Source organism: Pantoea hericii, from assembly GCF_014155795.1.
Lineage (GTDB): Bacteria > Pseudomonadota > Gammaproteobacteria > Enterobacterales > Enterobacteriaceae > Pantoea > Pantoea eucalypti.
In genome coordinates, this window is record NZ_SCKV01000006.1 from 290,999 (window position 1) to 311,203 (window position 20,205).

Below are 20,205 nucleotides of genomic sequence, written 5' to 3' on the forward strand. Positions count from 1 at the left end.
TGACGATGAATACAGAGGCCTTGCTGGCTCCGGTCAGTGAAGAGAATCCCGGCGGCGATAACCTGGAGTACGACGCCGATTTTCAGGCGATGGAGCAGGCCAGTGCCGGCAAAGCGGAACAGCAGTTCGGCGATACCATCATTCCCGCGGAACCCGCCGACTGGAACAAAGTTGAGAAGCTGGCAATAGCCTTACTGGGCCGCAGCAAAGATTTGCGGGTGATGCTGGCGCTGACGCATGCCTGGACGGAGCTGAAAGGGTTGCCGGGCTATGCGCAGGGTCTGAAGCTGATTGAACAGGCGCTGCTGCTTTACTGGGAGCCGCTGTGGCCTCGTCTGGAAGAGTACGGCGAACAGGATCCCTTCTACCGTATCAACGCTCTGGCGTTGCTGGGTGACAAGACCTCCCTGAGCGGCGCGGTGCGTCAGTGCTGGCTGCTGCGCTATCCGTCCGACGGCATCTCGCTGCGCGATGCTGCCGCCCTGTGTGACGGCAGCAAAACCGAAGTGGCGGATTATCCCGGCGGCCTGCCGCGTCTGATCGACGAACTGGCACGCGGCGACCAGCCCGGCATTGAGGCGGTACTGCAGATTCATGAGCGGCTGCAGACCATCTGCGAAACCATCGCCGAACGGCTGGGCGAGGCGGCAGTGCCTGAACTGATACAGATGCGCCGACAGATTGCACTGATCGCCGAACGCTGCCAGGCCACGGACCTCAGCCAGCTGATTCCCACCGCAGCGGCGGAACAGACCGCAGAAGCCGCTGCACCGGCGGCTGTCGCAGCGGCCCCGCGCGCTGCAGCGGACTGGCGCACGGTACAGATCAGTTCCCGCGCCGACGCGCAGCTGATGCTGGAGAAAGTGAAACTGTACTTCACCCAGCATGAGCCGAGTCATCCGGCCCCGCTGATGATTGATCGGGTACAGCGCTTAATCGAGCGCGACTTTCTGGAGATCATCCGCGAACTGGCACCCGATGGCGTTCATCAGCTGGAAACCATTTTCGGACGTCGCGACTAAGCAGGCGTGACCCACTCACACAGCGGGACCTGCGCGCCTGCTGTGACACATTATCCGCGCATCATTGATGGAGAAAACCATGGCAACAAGCAAATCCAGTGGGCAGAAGTTCATTGCCCGCAATCGCGCGCCTCGCGTCCAGATTGAATATGACGTGGAAATTTATGGCGCGGAACGCAAAATCCAGCTGCCGTTTGTGATGGGCGTGCTGGCGGATCTGGTGGGTAAACCGCTGGAGCCGCAGCCGGGCATCGACGAACGGAAATTCCTGGAGATCGACATCGACAACTTCGATGAGCGCATGAAAGCGCTGAAGCCGCGCGCCGCGTTCCAGGTGGACAACACCCTGAATGGCGAAGGCAAGCTGAACATCGATCTCACCTTTGACAGCATGGATGACTTTTCGCCGGATGCGGTGGCCCGTAACGTCGAGCCACTGAGCAAGCTGCTGGAAGCGCGTACCCAGCTGGCGAACCTGCTGACCTATATGGACGGCAAAAACGGTGCGGAAGAGCTGATTGGTAAGGTGCTGCAGGATCCTACGCTGTTGCAGGCCCTGACCCATCTGCCAAAGCAGGATGAGGCCACTGAAGGTAAGGAGCCGCAGGCATGACGCAGACTTCACAACAACCGCAGTCGCAGGGCGCAGCCAGTTTCAGTCAGGATGAGTTCAGTGCGCTGCTGAATAAAGAGTTCCGGCCAAAAAGCGATCAGGCGCGCGCGGCGGTCGAAAGCGCGGTGAAAACTCTGGCGCAGCAGGCGCTGGAAAACACCGTCACCGTCTCCAGCGATGCGTATCGGACCATTCAGGCGCTGATTGCGGAGATCGACGAAAAGCTGTCGCAGCAGGTAAACCAGATTATTCACCACCCGGAGTTTCAGTCGCTGGAAAGCGCCTGGCGCGGCCTGAGCTATCTGGTGAACAATACCGAAACTGACGAGATGCTGAAAATCCGCTTTATGAGCATCTCCAAGCAGGAGCTGGGTCGTACTCTGAAGCGTTACAAGGGTGCCGGCTGGGATCAAAGCCCGCTGTTCAAGAAGATTTATGAGCAGGAGTATGGTCAGTTCGGCGGCGAGCCGTTTGGCTGCCTGGTGGGTGACTACTACTTCGATCATAGCCCGCAGGATGTTGAGCTGCTGGGTGAGATGGCACGTATCGGTTCGGCCGCGCACTGTCCGTTCATTACCGGTACCGCGCCGGAAGTGATGCAGATGGAGTCCTGGCAGGAGCTGGCGAACCCACGCGATCTGACCAAGATCTTCCAGAACACCGAATATGCTGCCTGGCGCAGCCTGCGTGAATCGGAAGATGCACGCTATCTGGGTCTGGTGATGCCGCGTTTCCTGGCGCGTCTGCCTTATGGCATTCGTACCAACCCGGTCGACAGCTTCGACTTCGAAGAGCAGACCGACGGTTCCGATCACGGCAACTACACCTGGAGCAATGCCGCCTACGCCATGGCCGCCAACATCAACCGCTCATTTAAAGAGTATGGCTGGTGTACGGCGATCCGCGGCGTGGAGTCGGGCGGTGCAGTGGAAAACCTGCCGTGCCACACCTTCCCGAGCGATGACGGCGGCGTGGACATGAAGTGCCCGACCGAAATCGCTATCAGCGATCGTCGCGAAGCCGAACTGGCGAAAAACGGCTTTATGCCGCTGGTGCATCGCAAAAACTCTGACTTCGCCGCCTTTATCGGTGCGCAGTCACTGCAGAAGCCGATGGAGTATCACGACGCCGATGCCACCGCCAATGCCCGTCTGGCGGCGCGTCTGCCTTACCTGTTCGCCTGCTGTCGCTTCGCGCATTACCTGAAGTGCATTGTGCGTGACAAGATCGGCTCTTTCCGCGAGCGCGACGAGATGGAACGCTGGCTGAACGACTGGGTGATGAACTACGTCGATGGCGATCCGGCTAACTCCTCGCAGGAGACCAAGTCCCGCAAGCCGCTGGCCGCTGCCGAGGTGAATGTGGAAGAGCAGGAAGATAACCCAGGCTATTACGCTGCGAAGTTCTTCCTGCGTCCGCACTATCAGCTGGAAGGCCTGACCGTTTCGCTGCGTCTGGTTTCTAAGCTGCCGTCACTGAAAAATGACAATGCTTAAACGTTGAGTCGCAAGGTTTTCAGGCGCGAAAGGGGTTTGCGCCTGATGCCTGACAGAAAGTTTGCTGAAATGAGTGTCAGGGAGGATGACAGCATGGTTAAAAAGCTAGTCCTGTATTTATTACATCTCTGCTGAAATTTATTTCTGGCCTGATTTTATTTAGCTGTACATGTTATTTCATTTTCTTCTGTGACTGGAATGTCACGATAATGATGAAAATAATTAACGGTATTGTGATTGCTCTTTCAGTCACTGTTTCGTTAGGTTTTTACTGGGCAGGAGATAAGCTAAGAAGAATTTATTAAGTGCTTCTCTGCTTTCTGAATACAAGGTGAAAACCTCGATTCCGCATTATGAAAAGATGAATATATATTGCCCGGCTTAATGCCTGGTAATTCGGTATCTGAAATATCGTTTATGACGATATTTCAGAAGCAAGGCAAAGGTAAAATATGGACTGTTTTATTCAGCCCCATGCTTTTCTTTTTGCCATATCCTTGCTTTTTTGAAAGCAATAATCTCAACCAATAAAGAGTGAAAGATAATGGCTATTGATATGTTTATGAAGGTTGACGGTGTTACTGGCGAGTCGAAAGACTCAAACCACACTGGCTGGACCGATATTACCTCTTTCTCATGGGGTGCCTCTCAGCCAGGCAACATGTCTGTTGGCGGCGGCGGCGGTGCCGGTAAGGTTAACTTTAACGACCTGCACGTGAATGCATTGATCGACAAGTCAACTACGGCGCTGCTGAAGAACTGCGCAAGCGGTAAGCATCTCGCTAAAGTTGAACTCTCTATCTGTAAAGCGGGCGGCTCTCAGGTTGAGTATGCACGCATCACCCTGGAAGACGTTCTGGTGACCGCTGTGAATTACAATGGCTCCGACAACGGCGATACACTGGGAATGACTTACTCCTTCCAGGCATCCAAAGTGAAGCAGCAGTACTGGGAGCAGAGCGCTTCCGGCGGCAAAGGCGCAGAGAGCAGCGCAGGCTGGGACATCAAAGGCAACAAAGAAGCGTAATAAACGACGCCTCCGAAAAGGGGGCGTATCTTCATTAAAATTAATGAATTAATGCAGTGGTTATACGTTTAGCTCATTTAATTGCAAAAGGAGGTTGTTTATGGCTGAAAAAATTCAATTGAGCCGGGATTTTGTGTTGTTCAGCGTCCGGGAAGACTGACTGAGCAGGCAATGTGGCTTTATGGCACGCGCAATATGTCTGCCGCGAACTATTTTTTGCAATTAAATGCTGATGTTGCATGGGCTAAACCAGGCCAGATTTTAATCGTTGCTGACCCTGACGGTAACAATCATCCTGCAGCCATGCGCACTCTGGAAGAGACTAAATCCAGAACCAATAATAGTGTCACTCATCTGACGGTTGATGAGGCTGATTTCTTTAACCGCCATTATGCCTCTATTGCTGCAATTACCAACTTTATGGATAAAGCCTCAGGTATCATAGGTGACGCAGGCGAGAAGTGTTTTAATGAAATTGGCAATAAACTTACCGCCATTGAAAATGCCTATCGTAATCAATATCTGACATCTGGAACATTGTTCGGTCAGCAGTTTTTTGTTGAGCGGAAGCGGTTGTTTGGTGAGCTTGAAGTGTTACTGAATCGTTTATCCCGATTTGTGCTGAATTTGCGCCCCTACGAGAAGATAAAACATGCATTAAACCTTTCCAGTTCCTCTATCATCCATGATTGGCAAACGGCAGGCACAACAGCAATACGTGGTTATTCGACCTATGTAGATAGTGCAGCCAAAGCAGCAAAATTCATGAAAATGGGTGGGTGGGTTTCGATAGGATTTAGTGCTGTAAATACGACTAATGAGGTTTATCACAGTTGTACCAAAGAAAGAGAAAATGAATGCTCTAAAGTGGCGGTGAAAGAGTATTCTAAGTTTGCAGCAAGCACGACTGCAGCTATCTTAGGTGGTGCGGCGTCTGCAACACTTGCAACATCTGCCTGTGTGGCACTGGGTGTTGCAACCGGAGGCATTGGTGCATTAGCTTGTGGAATAGTTGGTTCCACAGTGGGTGGTTATGGCTCTGCTAAGCTGGGTGAAAAAGGGGCGGGTATTTTGATGGATAAGATTTTATGATTTGGTATGATTTTTTTATGTATGGCTGCTTAATTTTATCTGTTTTAGTTATTTCGCTGCATGTTTATACTGCGTGGTTCTTTAGAGTTAATCAAAAAGCTTATCAGGATTTTATCAATCTTTATAAAAGTACAGGGTTGCAACTAGACTTGACCACTAAAGTTGCAAACCATTTGGGATTCTATGCTAATTATCAGAAAGTAGCATTTTTCATGAATCTCAGAAAGGGGCGGAAAATGCGTTTTTCTAAGTCTGAAAATGTCAGTATTCAGGCCTATGAATTTGTGCAGCAACAACCCAGAGAGAAAATGGTGTGGATGGAAAAAACGCTCCACCTTTACCAGTTTACATTTTTCCTGACCGTTGGCTGGGCTGTTTTTATGGCAGTTTTCGTTTATGTATTTAACTGAGGTTAGGGATAAGACTGCAGCAATGCCCGAGGGCGTGTGACACTCTGGAACGGCAATATCTGCTCTGATACCTGTCACTTCCTGGGTGGTGCAGAAAATGGTAGTTTTGTTCCTGATGTTGCCTCCCTGTGGATACTGAAATGAAAAAGTTACTGATTTTACTGGCTCTGACGTCATCTCCTGCGGCGCTGGCGATAACGCCTCCTGCTCCTGACTCGTTTAAACAACCGCAGATTTTCAGCAACTGGCTTCTCAACCGTTGCGCAGGTAAAGCTACCACTGACAAGGCTTTCACTGATGATGCCTTTAAAAGCGCTTCAGCCTGGTTAGAGATAAGCCATCTTCCCGTTGAAGCATTCAGCGAGGGCGATAAGTTAATCAATGACTATCTGAAGATGAACCTTACAGGCTCGGTTTCAGGAAATTTCAATATGATGAAATGCACGCTACTTGCGCAAAGCCAGGATGCTGAATCTCTCTATAATAAATATAAAAATTAATTTATTTCTTGTGGGAAGCTCTAAGTATACAGTAGCGATAAATATCATAAATGAATTTTCATAGAAGATGTTTTTAGTTAAATGTAATCGCGTATTACAGCTGAAGTTGAGCATGATAGTGACTCGTAAATGGAATCAACATATGATAAAGAAAATAATCCATATTATTATCATGGTGCTTATTGGTTTGCCTTCATTGTCTTTAGCAAAATCAGTTTCACAGTTTGAAGGAAAAATATTCAAGGCGGATATCACCTATAGTTGTGAGGAAGGTAATCTCACTTGTGATAACGTTTCGCTCAAGTCAATAAGAGTAAAAGATAATTCTTATATTGTCCTTAAAGGCGAGACCATCAATACAAATTGCCCTGATGTCTGCGACTTCAGGGGATATCGCTTTACGAATGGAAAGTACGACTATTCTTTTTATCCCAGTCAGAAGGGCGATAACCTCTGGGATTATATCGTGACATTCAAGGGGAATGTTATTGCTCAGGATGTTGGCGTGATGAAATAAACCGCTTATAAAGTGCTGCATAATGAGTCTGCCCATTTGCTCAGGCATGGGTAAGTTATTACAGGTAAAGATTTTAATGAGAACATGTTTTTCTATATTGCTGTCTATCACGGTTATGTATGTTTCGCCCGTCCACGCAATGAGTGATTGTTCAAAAGGGAATAACGACCAGGAAGTTTACAATTGCGCCCGGAAAAACAGAAGCCAGACTGAGATTGATTTAAATAAAGAATATAAACTGGCTAAAGCCAGAGTTGAAACTCTTTTTGAAGGTGATAATAAAGCGCTTAGTCAATATATGAGTACATTAACTGACGCTCAACGAGCGTGGCTACAGTACCGGGATAATGACTGTAAACTGGCTTCTTATGTTGCAGATAAAGGAAGTGATTTAAGTAACGCTAATTTTAATATGTGCACTTCTGAGCTTAACGAGCAAAGAATCATAAAGCTTAAGTTGATTCCCTATCATTGATCGTTAAGAGTGCTGAGATAATTATGAAAAGAATAAGTAAACTGATTTTGATCGGTGTGTCCCTTTCCGTAAGTGCTTCAGCGATCGCTGATGAGACCTGTGCAAAACAGCCTTCAGACGGCACGCTGTTTCAGTGTACTGTTCAGCAGAAGACGCTGGCGGAAGATGACCTGAACAAAGCGTACCAGACGGCTAAAAAGCGGATTGTACAGATGTACGGCACACAGAAAAAACTGGCTGATGACTATGTCGCAACGCTGGTAGATACCCAGCGCAACTGGCTGAAGTATCGTGATGGACAGTGCAGGCTGGAGGCCTTTGCGGCTGAAGAAGGCAGCAATGCGAGTGCGGTGGCGACTAATCTCTGTGTTATCCGCATCGATAAAGAGCGTTTTGCTCTTCTGAAACAACTGCCTTACTGATGATTTTCCTTGCTCAGGCTTTACAAGTCTGGCACGACATTCTCTTTAACTATCGCGCATGGCGTTACGCTTTAATCCCGTTTTTTTCAATGCTGTAAATGATTCTGAATAAATGCTATTTAAGCAAGAGAGTCTCTGGTGCTCATAATAAGATTATCTTTGAATTTATTTTAATTATTACCCTGTTCGTTAGTTAAAAATAAACCTTTAACGCAATGTTATCGGCTTAACTAAATATGATGGCTTTTCTGTTTATAAGTCTTAATTAACCGCCAGCTATTTAAGAAAACCAATTCTAAAATCTCCCGCTCCCTATACCCCGCGCCTTTCCCTGAGAGGTGCGCGGTATAGATGCCGAACCGCTAACCGCAGGAATCCGTTATGCGCTTTACGATAATAACGACTAAACCGGGCCAACAGCCGCCTCAGACTCATTGTGATTTCTTCCCGCCCGGCGGCACCATTGGTCGCGGCGTGGATAACAATCTGGTGCTGCCAGATGATGACCGGACGCTCTCCCGCCTGCAGGCGATTGTGCACATCACCGCGAACGGCGAATGTCGCCTGACCAACCGTGGCAATGTGACACGTGTGCTGCTCAACGATATTCCGCTGGAGCGCGGTCGGCAGGTTGAACTGCAGGATGGAGACATTCTCGGCATTGATGATTATCAACTGCTGGTCAGCGACCTCAACAGTGATCATCAGCCGCAGATGGAAAGGGCCGTTCCTCGTCCTGAACCCGTGCAGCCCGCTGCACCTGTTCGCGAACCGGCAGCTGAAAAAGCCAGCACCACCGCTGCCATTCCCAGCGAAATCTGGGACAGCCTGGCGAAAGAGTTTTCGATTTCAGACGATCTCTCTAAACGCAAAGCGGTGCCGGAGATGCCGGATGCCCATCCGCTGACCACGCCTGCTGCGTCTGACCGGAATCCGGAAGATCCGCTGGCGCAACTGATCAACGATGCGCCGCTGGATTATGGTCAGCAGCCTAAAAGCAGCAGCCTGTTTGATGACGGCGATGCGCTCTTCGCACAGCAGAGCATTTTTGACGATCGGACGCCGAGCACGCTGTCGGCTCAGCAGCATAACGCGCCAAAGCAGGCTGAAGCGCCCGCCGCTGAACTGGATCCGCTTAGTCTGTTTGACGGCGAGAGCCAGACTGATGTGCGCAACCATGACGATCCATTAGGACTGATGATGGGCAATGCGGTGCCGCTGGCACAGCCTGAGCTGCCGACAGCGAAACCGTCCACGTCGCCGGTATCGCCTCAGCAAGAGGCAAAACCTGAGCCGGTTACTGCACGCGCACCTGAGCAGGTCTCCGTCAGCCTGAACGAAATGGAAAACTCACCGCTGTTCAGCGGTATCGACTTACCGGTTGATGACCAGCCTCAGAGCCAGGTGCACAGCGAAGCCCCACGCCAGGCGGATGACGCGGAGTCCAGCCAGCCAGACGCGGTGAATCCGCAGAACGACTACGGCGGGATCACGCTGCCCACGCCGCAGGCAGTGCAGCGCACGCCATCGCCGACGCCCAAAGGGCGCCTGCGCATCGATCCGGTTGCTTCCGGTCATCATCATGCCGCTGCAGTTCCTCTCTCAACACCAAGCCAGAGCAGCGGCGACGCCCTCAAGGGCGAACTGCTGGATGCGCTGCTGGAAGGCATGGGCCTGCGTGACCTGCAGCCGACGCCACAGTTTGATCGCGAACAGATGCTGCAGTTTGGTCAGATGCTCAGCATGTTCTCACAGGGCACGGTGGCACTGCTGTCGTCGCGTTCGATCCTCAAGCGCGGCGTCAAAGCCGACATGACGGTGATCCTTGATGATGCCAACAACCCCTTCAAGCTGCTGCCGTCGGGTAAAACCGTATTAATGCAGATGTTCGGCAGCCGGATGCCGGGCTTTATGCCGCCGCGTCAGGCGGTGCGTGATGCGCTGATCGATCTGCAGGCGCACCAGCTGGGCATGATCGCCGGTATCCGCGCCATTATCGCCTCAATGCTGCAATCCTTTAACCCGGAGCAGCTGGAAGAAGAGGCGCGTCAGGCAGGTTCAGTGTCACGTATTGGTCTGCCGGGCAGCCGCAAAGCAGCACTGTGGGAGCATTTTGTTGAGCGCTACGGCGAGACAGCGGGCGAGATCGAAGACGACTTTCATACCCTGTTTGGCGAAGCGTTTCTGCACGCCTATGACCTGGAAGTCAATCAGTACAAAGACTCACAAACCCACACGGATGACGCATGAATATCACTATTGCCTCGACGTCCAATCAGGGCGATCGCGCCAGTAATCAGGATCAGATCGGTGATGTCATCGGTACGCGTTCAGCCTGCTTTGTCGTCTGCGACGGTGTAGCCGGGTTTCCCGGCGGTGACAGGGCGGCCGCCATCGCCCGCAGCAGCCTGCTGCAGGCCTTTGATGGCGATGCGCACCTCAATGCGCAGTCGATTCGCAACTACGTTAATCACGCGAACCACGCCATCCGGCAGCAGCAGAAAGCCAGCAGCGAACACAGCCGGATGGGGACCACGCTGGTCAGCCTGTTCATTGACCGCGACTACCATCTTGCCTGCTGGGCCCATGCAGGCGATAGCCGCCTCTATCTGTTTCGTCGCGGCTATCTCTATCTTGTCACCACCGACCACAGCCTGGTGCAGCAGATGAAAGATGCCGGACATCGCACCGAAGGCATCAACAGCAACCTGCTCTATTTTGCGCTGGGGATGGGTGATGAGCAGCGTGACGCCAGTTACAGCGACGTGGTCGAAATCGAAGATGGCGATGCCTTTTTACTCTGCACCGATGGTTTCTGGCATGGCGTTTCGCTGGAGCAGATGCAGCAGTCACTGCACATGGTGAACACACCGGAAGAGTGGCTGACGCTGATGCAGCAAATCATCAAAAACGATCAGTCGGATCAGGGGCAGCAGGATAATTTCAGCGCGCTGGCCGTCTGGATTGGATCGCCCCAGGACACCACCTTGCTGCACTCGCTCTCTGAAGCGGCGCAGTTCTTCCCTCTGCGAGATTGAGAACGCCAACATGAAATATGGATTACTGGGTCTGGCTGCGCTGGTGCTCAGCACGCAGGCTTATGCTGAAAACTATCGCATCGTACAGTCCCCGGCACAGAAACTGGATGTCTGGATTGATGACGTCAAAAACAATCAGCTGTCGAGCTGGTGTAACAGCACCATTAACCTGCGCATCGTGACGATGGGTGAGAAAAACCCGACTGTTTTAAAAGAGTTCTTGCCACGGGTAGCCGGATTGATGGCCACGCAGTGTAAACCGCTGCAGCAACTGCACTGGCAGCTGACCGATCCAGAGGGCAGTGAGATCGCCACCGGCAGTGCCGCCCGTGCGCAGCAGTGGAAAACCGTGGTGACGCCAGCGGCACCGCAGCAGCAACAGCAACAGCCAACCACGGCGGCCGTGCCTGTTGACGCTCTGCGCAATGCCGCCCAGGCGGATACCTCGCCGTGGCTGCAATTCAGTCTGCTGGATGGCTGCCATTTCCGCACCTGGTGGCAGCATCCGGCGCAGGGTAGCGCGCTGTTTGTTCCCGCAAAACAGGGGCTGGTCTGCGGTTCTGACGGCTGGCTCAGCGGGCAAAGCCGCCTGACTCAGCAAGGTAACGGTGCATCTGCGGCAATCGGCGTGACCTTCCTGCAGGGTTTCCCGGTGACGGGCCTGAGCAATCAGTCATCCACGGCCGAACTCCACATCACCACGGTCAATAGCGAGCGTATGGTGCTGAGCAACGAAAAATCCCCTGACAGCTGGCTGGTTCTTCCGTTCAGTAACCGTTTTAACGGCTGGCAGGCGGTGCGTCAGGTGGTGGTGCAGATGCCCGCCAGCGAAGCGGCTGATGAGAGTGCGGTTCAGGCGCGTCTGCAGGAAGTTCGCAAAGTCTGGTCACCGTGGGTCAGTGGGGATGGCACGCTCAGCGTACAGCTGGTGGAAAAACTCCATCCTGAACTGAAAAATCCCGCCGCTGCGGTCTATCGCACCCTTAACTGACGCAAAAGGAGTTTGCATGGAATCCTTACAACACCGTCTGGCTAACGCCACGCTCGGCGAAACACTGGCTGACGTCACCCGCCAGATTCAGGCGAATCCGGCAAATGCCGATCTGCGGGCTGCCTTTGTGCAATTGCTTTGCCTGTCAGGTAACTGGTCGCGCGCGCAGACGCAGCTGCAATCCTGGCTGGCGTTAAGTCCGCAGGCGCAACCAACCGTCAATCTGTTGCAGCAGGCGATCGCCGGTGAGCTGCAGCGTGACGCGGTACTGCGCGGTGAGGCCGACCCGGTTCTGCCGGGTAGCGCCTGGCACTGGTGCGACACACTGCTGGCCGCCTTACAGGCCGACACCGCGGGCGATGTCGCGCGCGGCACTGCACTGCGGGCTGAGGCACTCGACCTCGCTGACGCCAATCCCGGCACCGCCACCCAACAGGATCAGCCAACCGCATTCAGCTGGCTGATGGATGGCGACAGCCGTTTCGGTCCGGTGTGTGAAGTGATCAATCAGGGGCGTTACTACTGGATCCCGTTTGCCGCCATTCGTGAGATGCAGTTCCAGGCGCCTGCCAGCGTCACCGATCTGGTGTGGCGTCACACACGCGTGCAGCTGGTGGATGGCAGCGAGCAGGTGTGTCAGATTCCGGCGCGCTATCCGCTGCTGGCGGGTGCAGACGAGCGTTTTCTGCGTGCCAGCGTCACCGAATGGCAGACACTTGGCGATGATACGGATCAGTTCATTGGCCAGGGACAAAAAATGTGGCTCAGCGACAGCGCGGAATTCTCGCTGCTGAGCCTGCAGCAGGTCACGTTCGACAATACAGAGTCTGCCGATGAGTCATGATTCAGGCGCGCACAATGATGGCTATGCCCAGCTGCACGGCGGCTTTCGCGCGCGCAAAAAGCGCGATGCGTTGACCGCCCGCGACAAGCTGCAATCCTCATTGCTGGATCGCCTGACCGACAACGCGCCGGACAAGCAGCAGGAGGCGGAGAACAGCATGCTGATCAGCCACAGCACGCTGCGTCGCCACGTCCTGCGCGATCTGCAGTGGCTGTTCAACACTATTAATAACGAAGCGCAGCAGGATCTCAGTGGTTTCGATCAGGTGCAGCGCTCGGTCTGGAATTTCGGCGTTGCGCCGCTGGCCGGGCAGAACGTCTCCGATATTGAATGGCAGGATATGCAGCGCAAAATGACCAACGCCATTCTGCACTTCGAGCCGCGTATTCTGCCGCAGGGGCTGCAGGTGCGCTGCGTCAGCGATCTCGGCTCGCTCAGCCTGCACAACGTGCTGTCGATTGAGATCAAAGGGCGGCTCTGGTGTGTGCCTTATCCACTGGCGTTTCTGTTCCGCACTCAGGTTGATCTGGAGAGCGGCCATTTCGAACTTCAGGATGCAGGATAACCATGGACAGCAATCTGCTCGACTACTACAACCGTGAACTGGCCTACCTGCGCGAGATGGGGGCAGAGTTTGCGACGCGCTACCCGAAAGTGGCGGGACGTCTTGGCATGCATGGCATTGACGTGGCGGATCCCTATGTGGAACGGCTTATGGAGGGGTTTGCCTTCCTGACGTCGCGCGTGCAACTGAAGATGGATGCGGAGTTTCCGCGCTTCTCACAGCGTCTGCTGGAGATGATTGCGCCATCTTATCTCTCGCCAACGCCCTCCATGGCGATTGCGCAGCTGACGCCGGACAGCCGCAAAGGTGATATCACTCAGGGTTTCCGGGTGCCGCGCGGCACCATGATGGAGAGCCAGAACCTGAAAAAAACCGGGGTGACCTGCAGCTACTCCACCGCACACGATGTGGTGCTGCATCCGCTGCGCATCACTGAAGCCAGCCTCGGCGGCGTGCCAGGTGATCTGCCTTCTGGCGAGCTGAAACTCACGGGCCTGGGCGCGGCAAGTGCGCTGCGCATCCGTATCACCTGTGAAGGGATCTCCTCGCTGAGTCAGCTCAACGTCGAGGACCTGATGCTGTTCCTCAGCGGCCCGGATATTCAGGCGCTGAAGCTGCTTGAGCTGCTGATGCAGCATCGGGTAGGTATCGTGCTGCAGTCGGTAGAGAAACGGCCACAGCGTCAGGTGCTGACAGATGACGCCCTGCAGCAGGAGGGTTTTGCGCCAGAGCAGGCGCTGCTGCCCGACGACCTGCGCAACTTCGACGGCTATCGTCTGTTGCAGGAATATTTCGCTTTTCCGGCACGCTTTCAGTTTATCAGCCTGAGTCAGCTCGGCCCGTTTTTGCGCCGCTGCGACAACGCCACGGCGTTCGACATCATCATCCTGCTCGACAAAGCGGACAGCGCGCTGGAAAGCGTGGTCGATCACAGCCATCTGGCGCTGCACTGCACGCCGGTCATTAACCTCTTCCCGAAAACCGCCGAGCGTCTGAAGGTCAGCGACAGTCAGCATGAATATCATCTGGTAGTGGATAACATCCGGCCGCTGGATTATGAGGTGCATTCGGTGCAGCGGCTGTTTGCCACCGTAGAGGGCAAGCGGGAAGAGCAGGTATTCCGCCCGTTCTGGAGCACCTTCAGCGGCGATCAGGGTGACTATGGCGCCTACTTCTCGCTGCGCCGCGAACAGCGCACCCTGTCAGAGCAGGCACAACGTTATGGCACGCGCACCGGCTACATCGGTTCAGAAGTGTTTCTGTCGCTGGTGGATGAGCATCATGCGCCGTGGCGCGACGACGTGCGCTATCTCTCTGCCGAGGTGATGTGTACCAGCCGCGATCTGCCGCTGATGCTGCAGCAGGATCAGGGCAATTTCGTGATGCCGGATTCCATTCCGGTGTCGGAGCTGAAGCTGTGCAAAGGACCGACGCCACCACGTCCGGCGCTGGCAGAAGGCCTTTCAGCGTGGCGGCTGATCAGCCATCTGCAGATGAACTATCTCAGTCTGATGGACAGCAGCGACGGGGAAGGTGCGGCGGCGCTGCGCCAGTTGCTGAGCCTCTACGCTAATCTCGCCGAAGCGCCGGTTGCCCGCCAGATTGACGGCATTCGCCACTGTACGCTCAGCGCGGTAAACCGCCGTGTGCCCGAGCCAGGGCCGGTGGTGTTTGCGCGCGGTGTCAGCATCACGCTGGAAGTGGATGAGCAGGCGTTTTCGGGTGCCAGCCCATGGCTGTTTGGCAGCGTACTGGAGCGGGTTTGTGGTCGGCTGGTGGCACTTAACAGCTTCACAGAATTCACCCTGAACAGCCAGCAGCGCGGGGAAGTGGGCTACTGGCCACCGCGCATGGGCAGGAAAGCGCTGATATGAGTGGCGAAAAAGTCATTACGCTGCCGCGTCTGACCCGACTGCCGGATGATTTCTGGCAGAAAGTCATGGCCGCGCCGTGGCGCTACGATCTGTTTCAGCTGCTGCGACGGCTGGACGCGCAGGGCGGTCAGCGCTATCCGCTGGGCCGTGCGCCGCTGCCGAAGTTCGAATCGGTACGCATCGGTCAGACGCCGTCACTGGCGTTTGCACCGGCCACCGTCGCCAGTGCCACCCCGCGTGAGGGTTCGGAGCGTCATGAGCTGTCGATCTACAGCTTTGGCCTGTTTGGCCCCAACGGCCCGCTGCCAACCCATCTGACCGAATATGTGCATGAACGCATCGTGCATCATCAGGATCACAGCCTGTCGGCGTTTGCTGACCTGTTTCACCACCGCGCCACGCTGCTGTTCTATCGTGCCTGGGCGGATGCGCAGCCGACCGTGTCGCTGGATCGTCCCGACGACAGTCGCTTTTTGAACTATCTCGCCTGTCTGGCGGGCATCGGTTTGCCGGCCCAGCAGCAGGCCAGCTCGCTGAGTCTCCATGCCCGACTGATGCTGGTGGGCCATCTCAGCCGTCACGGTCATGATGCGGAAGGGCTGGTGCGCATTCTGCGCCACTACTTTGGCGTACCGGTCCGGCTCACGCAGAACCTGCCGCACTGGCTGACGCTGGACAGCCGCGATCAGGCCCGACTGGGCGCGGGACGTCACATGCCCCGGCTGGGCGCCTCCGCGTTTCTCGGTGTGGCGGTACGTGATGTGCAGCACCGTTTTCGCCTGCACCTGGGCCCGCTCAACGCCGCGCAGTATGCCCATTTTCTGCCGGATGCGCCCGGCGCGCAGGAAGTGCGCGACTGGGTGCGTCACTACCTTGGCATCGAAATGCAGTGGGATCTCAGTCTGATCCTGGCCGCTGACGAGGTGCAGGGTGTGGCGCTGGGCGGCACTGCCCGACTCGGCTATACCAGCTGGCTGGGGCAGATGCCGCAGCCGCACGATCGTGAAGATTTCATGTTTGAGGTTGAGGCTGCTTCACGCTAGCCCAGCCGCTTTCCCTGTTACACAGCCTGCGTCTTTCATTGAAGAGAGCCCCCTATGTCAGAAATCAGCCGTGCCGTGCTATTCGGCAAACTGGATACGCTGTTATTTACCTCGCTGGAAAGCGCCACCGCCTTTTGCAAACTGCGCGGCAATCCCTATGTCGAACTGGTGCACTGGCTGCATCAACTGATGCAGCAGCAGGATGGCGACTTACAGCAGGTCATCACACATTTTTCACTGGATGAAAAGGCCCTGACTCAGGACATCGTTGCCGCGCTGGATCGCCTGCCTCGCGGTGCCAGTGCGGTCTCCGACCTCTCTGAGCATATCGACAGCGCCGTTGAGCGGGCGTGGGTTTACGCCTCGCTGAAATATGGCGCGACCCGCATTCGCGGCGGTCATCTGCTGATTGGTATGCTGAAAACCTTCAACCTGGCCAGCGTACTGAAAGGCATCTCCGGCCAGTTCAGCCGGGTTAATGCCGATGCGCTGCTGGCGGATTTCGACACGCTACTCAGTAACAGCAAAGAAGCGCAGCAGGCGATGAGCGCACCGGCGGACGCGGCGGGCGCACCGCCTGCGGCCGGTGGCACGACGCTGGAACAATATGGACAGGACCTGACTGCGCGCGCCCGTGAAGGCCGCATCGATCCGGTGACCGGACGTGACGATGAGATCCGCCAGATGGTCGATATCCTGATGCGTCGTCGTCAGAACAACCCGTTGCTGACCGGTGAAGCGGGCGTCGGCAAAACCGCGGTGGTCGAAGGCCTCGCGCTGCGTATTGCCGCGGGGGATGTGCCTGCGCCGCTGCGCGATGTGCAGCTCTGGCTGCTGGATATCGGCCTGCTGCAGGCGGGTGCCGGGATGAAAGGGGAGTTCGAAGCGCGACTGCAGGCGCTGATCAATGAGGTGCAGTCCAGCCCGACGCCGATCGTGCTGTTTGTCGATGAGATCCACACTCTGGTTGGCGCGGGTGGTCAGCAGGGCACCGGCGATGCCGCCAACCTGCTGAAACCGGCGCTGGCGCGCGGCCAGCTTCGCACTATCGGCGCGACCACCTGGGCCGAATACAAAAAGTACATCGAGAAAGATCCGGCGCTGACCCGCCGCTTCCAGACCGTGCAGGTGCAGGAGCCCGATGAAGCCAAAGCGATTCTGATGCTGCGCAGCACCGTCAGCGCGCTGGAGAAACACCATCGGGTGCTGTTGCTGGATGATGCAGTCACTGCGGCAGTGAAACTATCCCATCGCTACATTCCGGCGCGTCAGCTGCCCGATAAAGCGGTGGCGCTGCTGGATACTGCCTGCGCGCGCGTGGCGGTCAGTCAGGGCGCACAGCCTGCGGCGCTGGAAGATTGTCTGCATCGTCTGGCCGCGCTGGAGATTGAAGCGGAGATCATTGAACGTGAAATCCGCGTCGGCCTTGGCGATGTGACCCGCCAGCAGGCGATTGCCGCAGAGCGCACCGCCCTGGAAACTGAACGTGATGCACTGCAACAGCGCTGGCTGCAGGAGCGCGAACTGGTTGAGACGCTGATTGCGCTGCGCGCCCGCTGTGTAACCGAAGAGGATCCGGCGCTGCGTGAACAGCGCGATGCAACGCAGCAGCAACTCACGGCGCTGCAGGGCGACTCGCCGCTGCTGTTTGCCGCCGTGGATGCAGGCGTGGTGGCTGCCGTGGTCTCGGACTGGACCGGTATTCCACTGGGCCGGATGGTGAAGAATGAGATCGACGCCGTCCTGAATCTGGCTGACACCCTGAACCAGCGCGTCATCGGCCAGCGTCACGGTCTGGATCTGATCGCCAAACGGGTTCGCACTACGCGCGCTCGCCTGGATAACCCCAACAAGCCCGCAGGCGTCTTTATGCTGTGCGGCCCGTCCGGTGTCGGTAAAACCGAGACCGCGCTGGCGCTGGCCGAGTCGCTGTATGGCGGCGAGCAGAACATTATCACCATCAACATGAGTGAGTTTCAGGAGGCGCACACCGTCTCGACGCTGAAAGGTGCTCCGCCGGGCTACGTCGGCTACGGCGAAGGCGGCGTGCTGACCGAAGCCGTTCGCCGTCGTCCCTACAGCGTGGTGTTGCTGGATGAGATTGAGAAAGCCCATCCGGATGTGCATGAGCTGTTCTTCCAGGTGTTTGATAAGGGCTGGATGGAGGATGGCGAAGGTCGCCACATTGATTTCCGCAACACCATCATCATTCTGACCTCGAATGTCGGCACGCAGCTAATCAGCGCAATGTGTGCCGATCCTGAACTGATGCCCGATCCCGATGCCCTGAGCACCGCGCTGCGTAAACCGCTGCTGGAGGTGTTCCCGCCTGCGCTGCTGGGCCGTCTGCTGGTGGTACCGTATTACCCGCTCAGCGATGAAATGCTGGCGGAGATTGTGCGGCTACAGCTGGCGCGCATTGTGCGTCGTCTGGCCGACAACCATGGGATTGAGGCGCAGATCGACGAGTCGGTGGTGAGCCAGATTGTCCAGCGCTGCACCGAGGTAGAGTCGGGCGGTCGCATGGTGGATGCCATCCTCACTAACACGCTGTTGCCGCAGATGAGCCAGATATTGCTGAGTGCGCACGCCCGCGATGAACGCTATCGCCGCGTCGAAGTGCGTTGTGAGCAGGGCGAATTTGTCTGCCAGTTCGCTGTTTAAAGCTTAGTTATCAGAGAGTTTTCGAATATGTCGGAACATGATCAACCCCTGAATGTCCCCAACGCGCTGCCGCTGGGTTACCGCTTTAATGAGTTTGAAATCAAAGAGGTTATCGGCGGTGGTGGCTTTGGTATCGTCTATCGCGCCTGGGATCACCAGCTGGAACGTGATATCGCCATCAAAGAGTTTATGCCCGCGTCACTGGCGGTGCGCAGCGATGACCTTAATCTGGTGCTGCGCAGTGAACGTTTCAGCAAAACTTTTCACGCCGGACTGAACAGCTTTATTCAGGAGGCGCGTCTGCTGGCGCGCTTTAACCATCCGAACCTGCTGCACGTGCTGCGTTTCTGGGTGCAGAACGACACCGCTTATATGGGCACGGTGTTCTACAGCGGCACCACGCTCTCAAACTTCCGCGAACGCAATCCGCAGTCGGTAGATGAAACCTGGATCCGTCGCATGCTGCCGCCGCTGCTGGGCGCGATTAAAACCATCCATGAAGCGGGTTACCTGCATCGTGATATCTCGCTGGATAACATCCAGATTCAGAGCAGCGGCGAGCCGATCCTGCTGGACTTCGGGTCGGCGCGCAAAACCATCGGCAACCTGTCGGATGAGAGCGAGACCATGCTGCGTCCCGGCTATGCGCCGATTGAGCAATACAGCGACAACGACGAGAGCGAGCAGGGCGCGTGGACCGATATCTACGCGCTGGGCGCGGTGCTGCATACGCTGATTACCGGTGCACCGCCACCGGTCAGCGTGGTGCGTAGCATCGAAGATAATTATCAGCCGCTGGTGCAGCGTCGTCTGGGAGGATTTTCCACGGCGCTGCTCAGTGCGGTGGATCGCGCACTGGCGCTGAAGCCGGAAGATCGCCCGCAGAGCATTGATGATTTTGCTGTGCTGATGGCGCTGCCGGAACGCGAGTCAGAACCGCTGCTCAGCGCAAAAATGAGCGGGCCAGGTACGATGCTGGTGCCGATCACAGAAGAAGAGGAGGAGGTCAAATCCGCCTCGCCGCTGAAAACGCTGCTGGGACACCGGTTTGCTCTGCCAGGCCTGGTGGCTGCGGGTGTGCTGGTTGGCCTGTGCGCCGGTCTGCTGATGTCACGCGGTAATGAACAGACGGATTCCGCTGAGGTCGCGCAGAACAGCGCGCCTGCCGTCACCGTCGCGCCGGTTAACCAACCAGTTGCTGCGCCACCGACCCAGGCTGAGACCCCGGCAGAGAAGGTTGTCAGCGCCCCGGCTCAGACTGCTGAGCCTGCGCAGACCGCCGCACGTGAACCCGATCCTCAGCCGGCACCGCCACCCGCGCCGGTCGCTCAGGTCTATATCCGTCTGCAGCAGGGTGAACGCGTTCAGGTTAACGGTCAGCCGCAGGCGCTGGTCCCGGCGGTGAATGGCTTCGCGACGCTGCAACTGGCCCCGGGTAACTACACCTTTGCCATCAGCGGCCAGAGTGGCACCCGTCAGCAGACGCTGAACATCAGCGAAGAAGGCGTCTGGTTGCTCGATCCACACAGTTAATAGTCAGGGATTACTTATGTTCTCACGCATTACTGCTCAGCTGCCGGCGGACGGCCTGCTGTTCCATACGCTCACCGGC

The 20,205-nt window shown here is 55.9% G+C and carries 19 protein-coding genes and 1 pseudogene; all 20 read left to right on the top strand.

Going from position 1 to position 20,205, the window contains the following annotated elements; genetic code table 11:
- The first annotated feature begins 5 nt into the window (after nt 1–5).
- On the top strand, nt 6–1,022 hold the full coding sequence (gene tssA, locus H7K52_RS15360) for a type VI secretion system protein TssA (protein WP_033743189.1): 1,017 nt from the start codon (nt 6–8) through the stop codon (nt 1,020–1,022).
- A gap of 79 nt (nt 1,023–1,101) precedes the next feature.
- Complete coding sequence (gene tssB / locus H7K52_RS15365; protein WP_008925979.1) at nt 1,102–1,635, top strand: type VI secretion system contractile sheath small subunit; 534 nt, start codon at nt 1,102–1,104, stop codon at nt 1,633–1,635.
- Nucleotides 1,632–3,131 carry a type VI secretion system contractile sheath large subunit gene (gene tssC / locus H7K52_RS15370; protein ID WP_003853307.1) on the top strand — a complete coding sequence of 500 codons (1,500 nt, stop codon included), beginning with the start codon at nt 1,632–1,634 and terminating at the stop codon, nt 3,129–3,131. Before tssB ends, tssC begins: the two co-directional genes overlap by 4 nt.
- Nucleotides 3,132–3,675: 544 nt before the next feature.
- Nucleotides 3,676–4,158, top strand: coding sequence for an Hcp family type VI secretion system effector (locus tag H7K52_RS15375; protein ID WP_003853303.1), 483 nt, complete (start codon nt 3,676–3,678; stop codon nt 4,156–4,158).
- 171 nt (nt 4,159–4,329) lie between these two features.
- Nucleotides 4,330–5,250, top strand: coding sequence for a hypothetical protein (locus H7K52_RS15380; protein ID WP_259400723.1), 921 nt, complete (start codon nt 4,330–4,332; stop codon nt 5,248–5,250).
- Nucleotides 5,247–5,660 carry a hypothetical protein gene (locus tag H7K52_RS15385; RefSeq protein ID WP_182630192.1) on the top strand — a complete coding sequence of 138 codons (414 nt, stop codon included), beginning with the start codon at nt 5,247–5,249 and terminating at the stop codon, nt 5,658–5,660. The genes H7K52_RS15380 and H7K52_RS15385 overlap by 4 nt, the downstream gene beginning before the upstream one ends.
- A gap of 18 nt (nt 5,661–5,678) precedes the next feature.
- Nucleotides 5,679–5,804, top strand: a pseudogene (locus H7K52_RS18965) (hypothetical protein); the annotation flags it as partial.
- Nucleotides 5,801–6,160, top strand: a complete 360-nt coding sequence (locus tag H7K52_RS15390; RefSeq protein ID WP_039661066.1) for a T6SS amidase immunity protein Tai4 family protein — start codon at nt 5,801–5,803, stop codon at nt 6,158–6,160. The pseudogene H7K52_RS18965 and the gene H7K52_RS15390, both read left to right, overlap by 4 nt.
- 112 nt (nt 6,161–6,272) lie before the next feature.
- Entirely contained in the window at nt 6,273–6,677 is a 405-nt protein-coding gene (locus H7K52_RS15395) for a hypothetical protein (protein ID WP_259400724.1), read from the top strand.
- A 22-nt stretch (nt 6,678–6,699) separates the two neighbouring features.
- Nucleotides 6,700–7,152 carry a lysozyme inhibitor LprI family protein gene (locus tag H7K52_RS15400; protein ID WP_231001613.1) on the top strand — a complete coding sequence of 151 codons (453 nt, stop codon included), beginning with the start codon at nt 6,700–6,702 and terminating at the stop codon, nt 7,150–7,152.
- 23 nt (nt 7,153–7,175) lie between these two features.
- On the top strand, nt 7,176–7,574 hold the full coding sequence (locus tag H7K52_RS15405) for a lysozyme inhibitor LprI family protein (protein ID WP_039661069.1): 399 nt from the start codon (nt 7,176–7,178) through the stop codon (nt 7,572–7,574).
- 381 nt (nt 7,575–7,955) lie between these two features.
- Nucleotides 7,956–9,824, top strand: a complete 1,869-nt coding sequence (tagH, locus tag H7K52_RS15410; RefSeq protein WP_182630193.1) for a type VI secretion system-associated FHA domain protein TagH — start codon at nt 7,956–7,958, stop codon at nt 9,822–9,824.
- On the top strand, nt 9,821–10,612 hold the full coding sequence (locus H7K52_RS15415) for a PP2C family protein-serine/threonine phosphatase (protein ID WP_003853291.1): 792 nt from the start codon (nt 9,821–9,823) through the stop codon (nt 10,610–10,612). Before tagH ends, H7K52_RS15415 begins: the two co-directional genes overlap by 4 nt.
- A 10-nt stretch (nt 10,613–10,622) precedes the next feature.
- Nucleotides 10,623–11,603: a hypothetical protein gene (locus H7K52_RS15420; RefSeq protein ID WP_003853289.1), complete on the top strand. Its 981-nt coding sequence runs from the start codon at nt 10,623–10,625 to the stop codon at nt 11,601–11,603.
- 16 nt (nt 11,604–11,619) lie between these two features.
- Nucleotides 11,620–12,447: a type VI secretion system accessory protein TagJ gene (locus H7K52_RS15425; RefSeq protein ID WP_105099290.1), complete on the top strand. Its 828-nt coding sequence runs from the start codon at nt 11,620–11,622 to the stop codon at nt 12,445–12,447.
- On the top strand, nt 12,437–13,012 hold the full coding sequence (gene tssE / locus H7K52_RS15430; protein ID WP_003853285.1) for a type VI secretion system baseplate subunit TssE: 576 nt from the start codon (nt 12,437–12,439) through the stop codon (nt 13,010–13,012). The genes H7K52_RS15425 and tssE overlap by 11 nt, the downstream gene beginning before the upstream one ends.
- 2 nt (nt 13,013–13,014) lie before the next feature.
- Complete coding sequence (gene tssF, locus H7K52_RS15435; RefSeq protein ID WP_003853283.1) at nt 13,015–14,886, top strand: type VI secretion system baseplate subunit TssF; 1,872 nt, start codon at nt 13,015–13,017, stop codon at nt 14,884–14,886.
- The gene (tssG, locus tag H7K52_RS15440) at nt 14,883–15,929 is read left to right on the top strand and encodes a type VI secretion system baseplate subunit TssG (RefSeq protein ID WP_003853282.1); all 1,047 of its coding nucleotides are present in this window, start codon (nt 14,883–14,885) and stop codon (nt 15,927–15,929) included. The genes tssF and tssG overlap by 4 nt, the downstream gene beginning before the upstream one ends.
- A gap of 54 nt (nt 15,930–15,983) precedes the next feature.
- Nucleotides 15,984–18,593 carry a type VI secretion system ATPase TssH gene (tssH, locus tag H7K52_RS15445; protein WP_078804311.1) on the top strand — a complete coding sequence of 870 codons (2,610 nt, stop codon included), beginning with the start codon at nt 15,984–15,986 and terminating at the stop codon, nt 18,591–18,593.
- A 27-nt stretch (nt 18,594–18,620) separates the two neighbouring features.
- Nucleotides 18,621–20,126, top strand: coding sequence for a serine/threonine protein kinase (locus H7K52_RS15450; RefSeq protein ID WP_182630194.1), 1,506 nt, complete (start codon nt 18,621–18,623; stop codon nt 20,124–20,126).
- Nucleotides 20,127–20,205 lie beyond the last annotated feature (79 nt).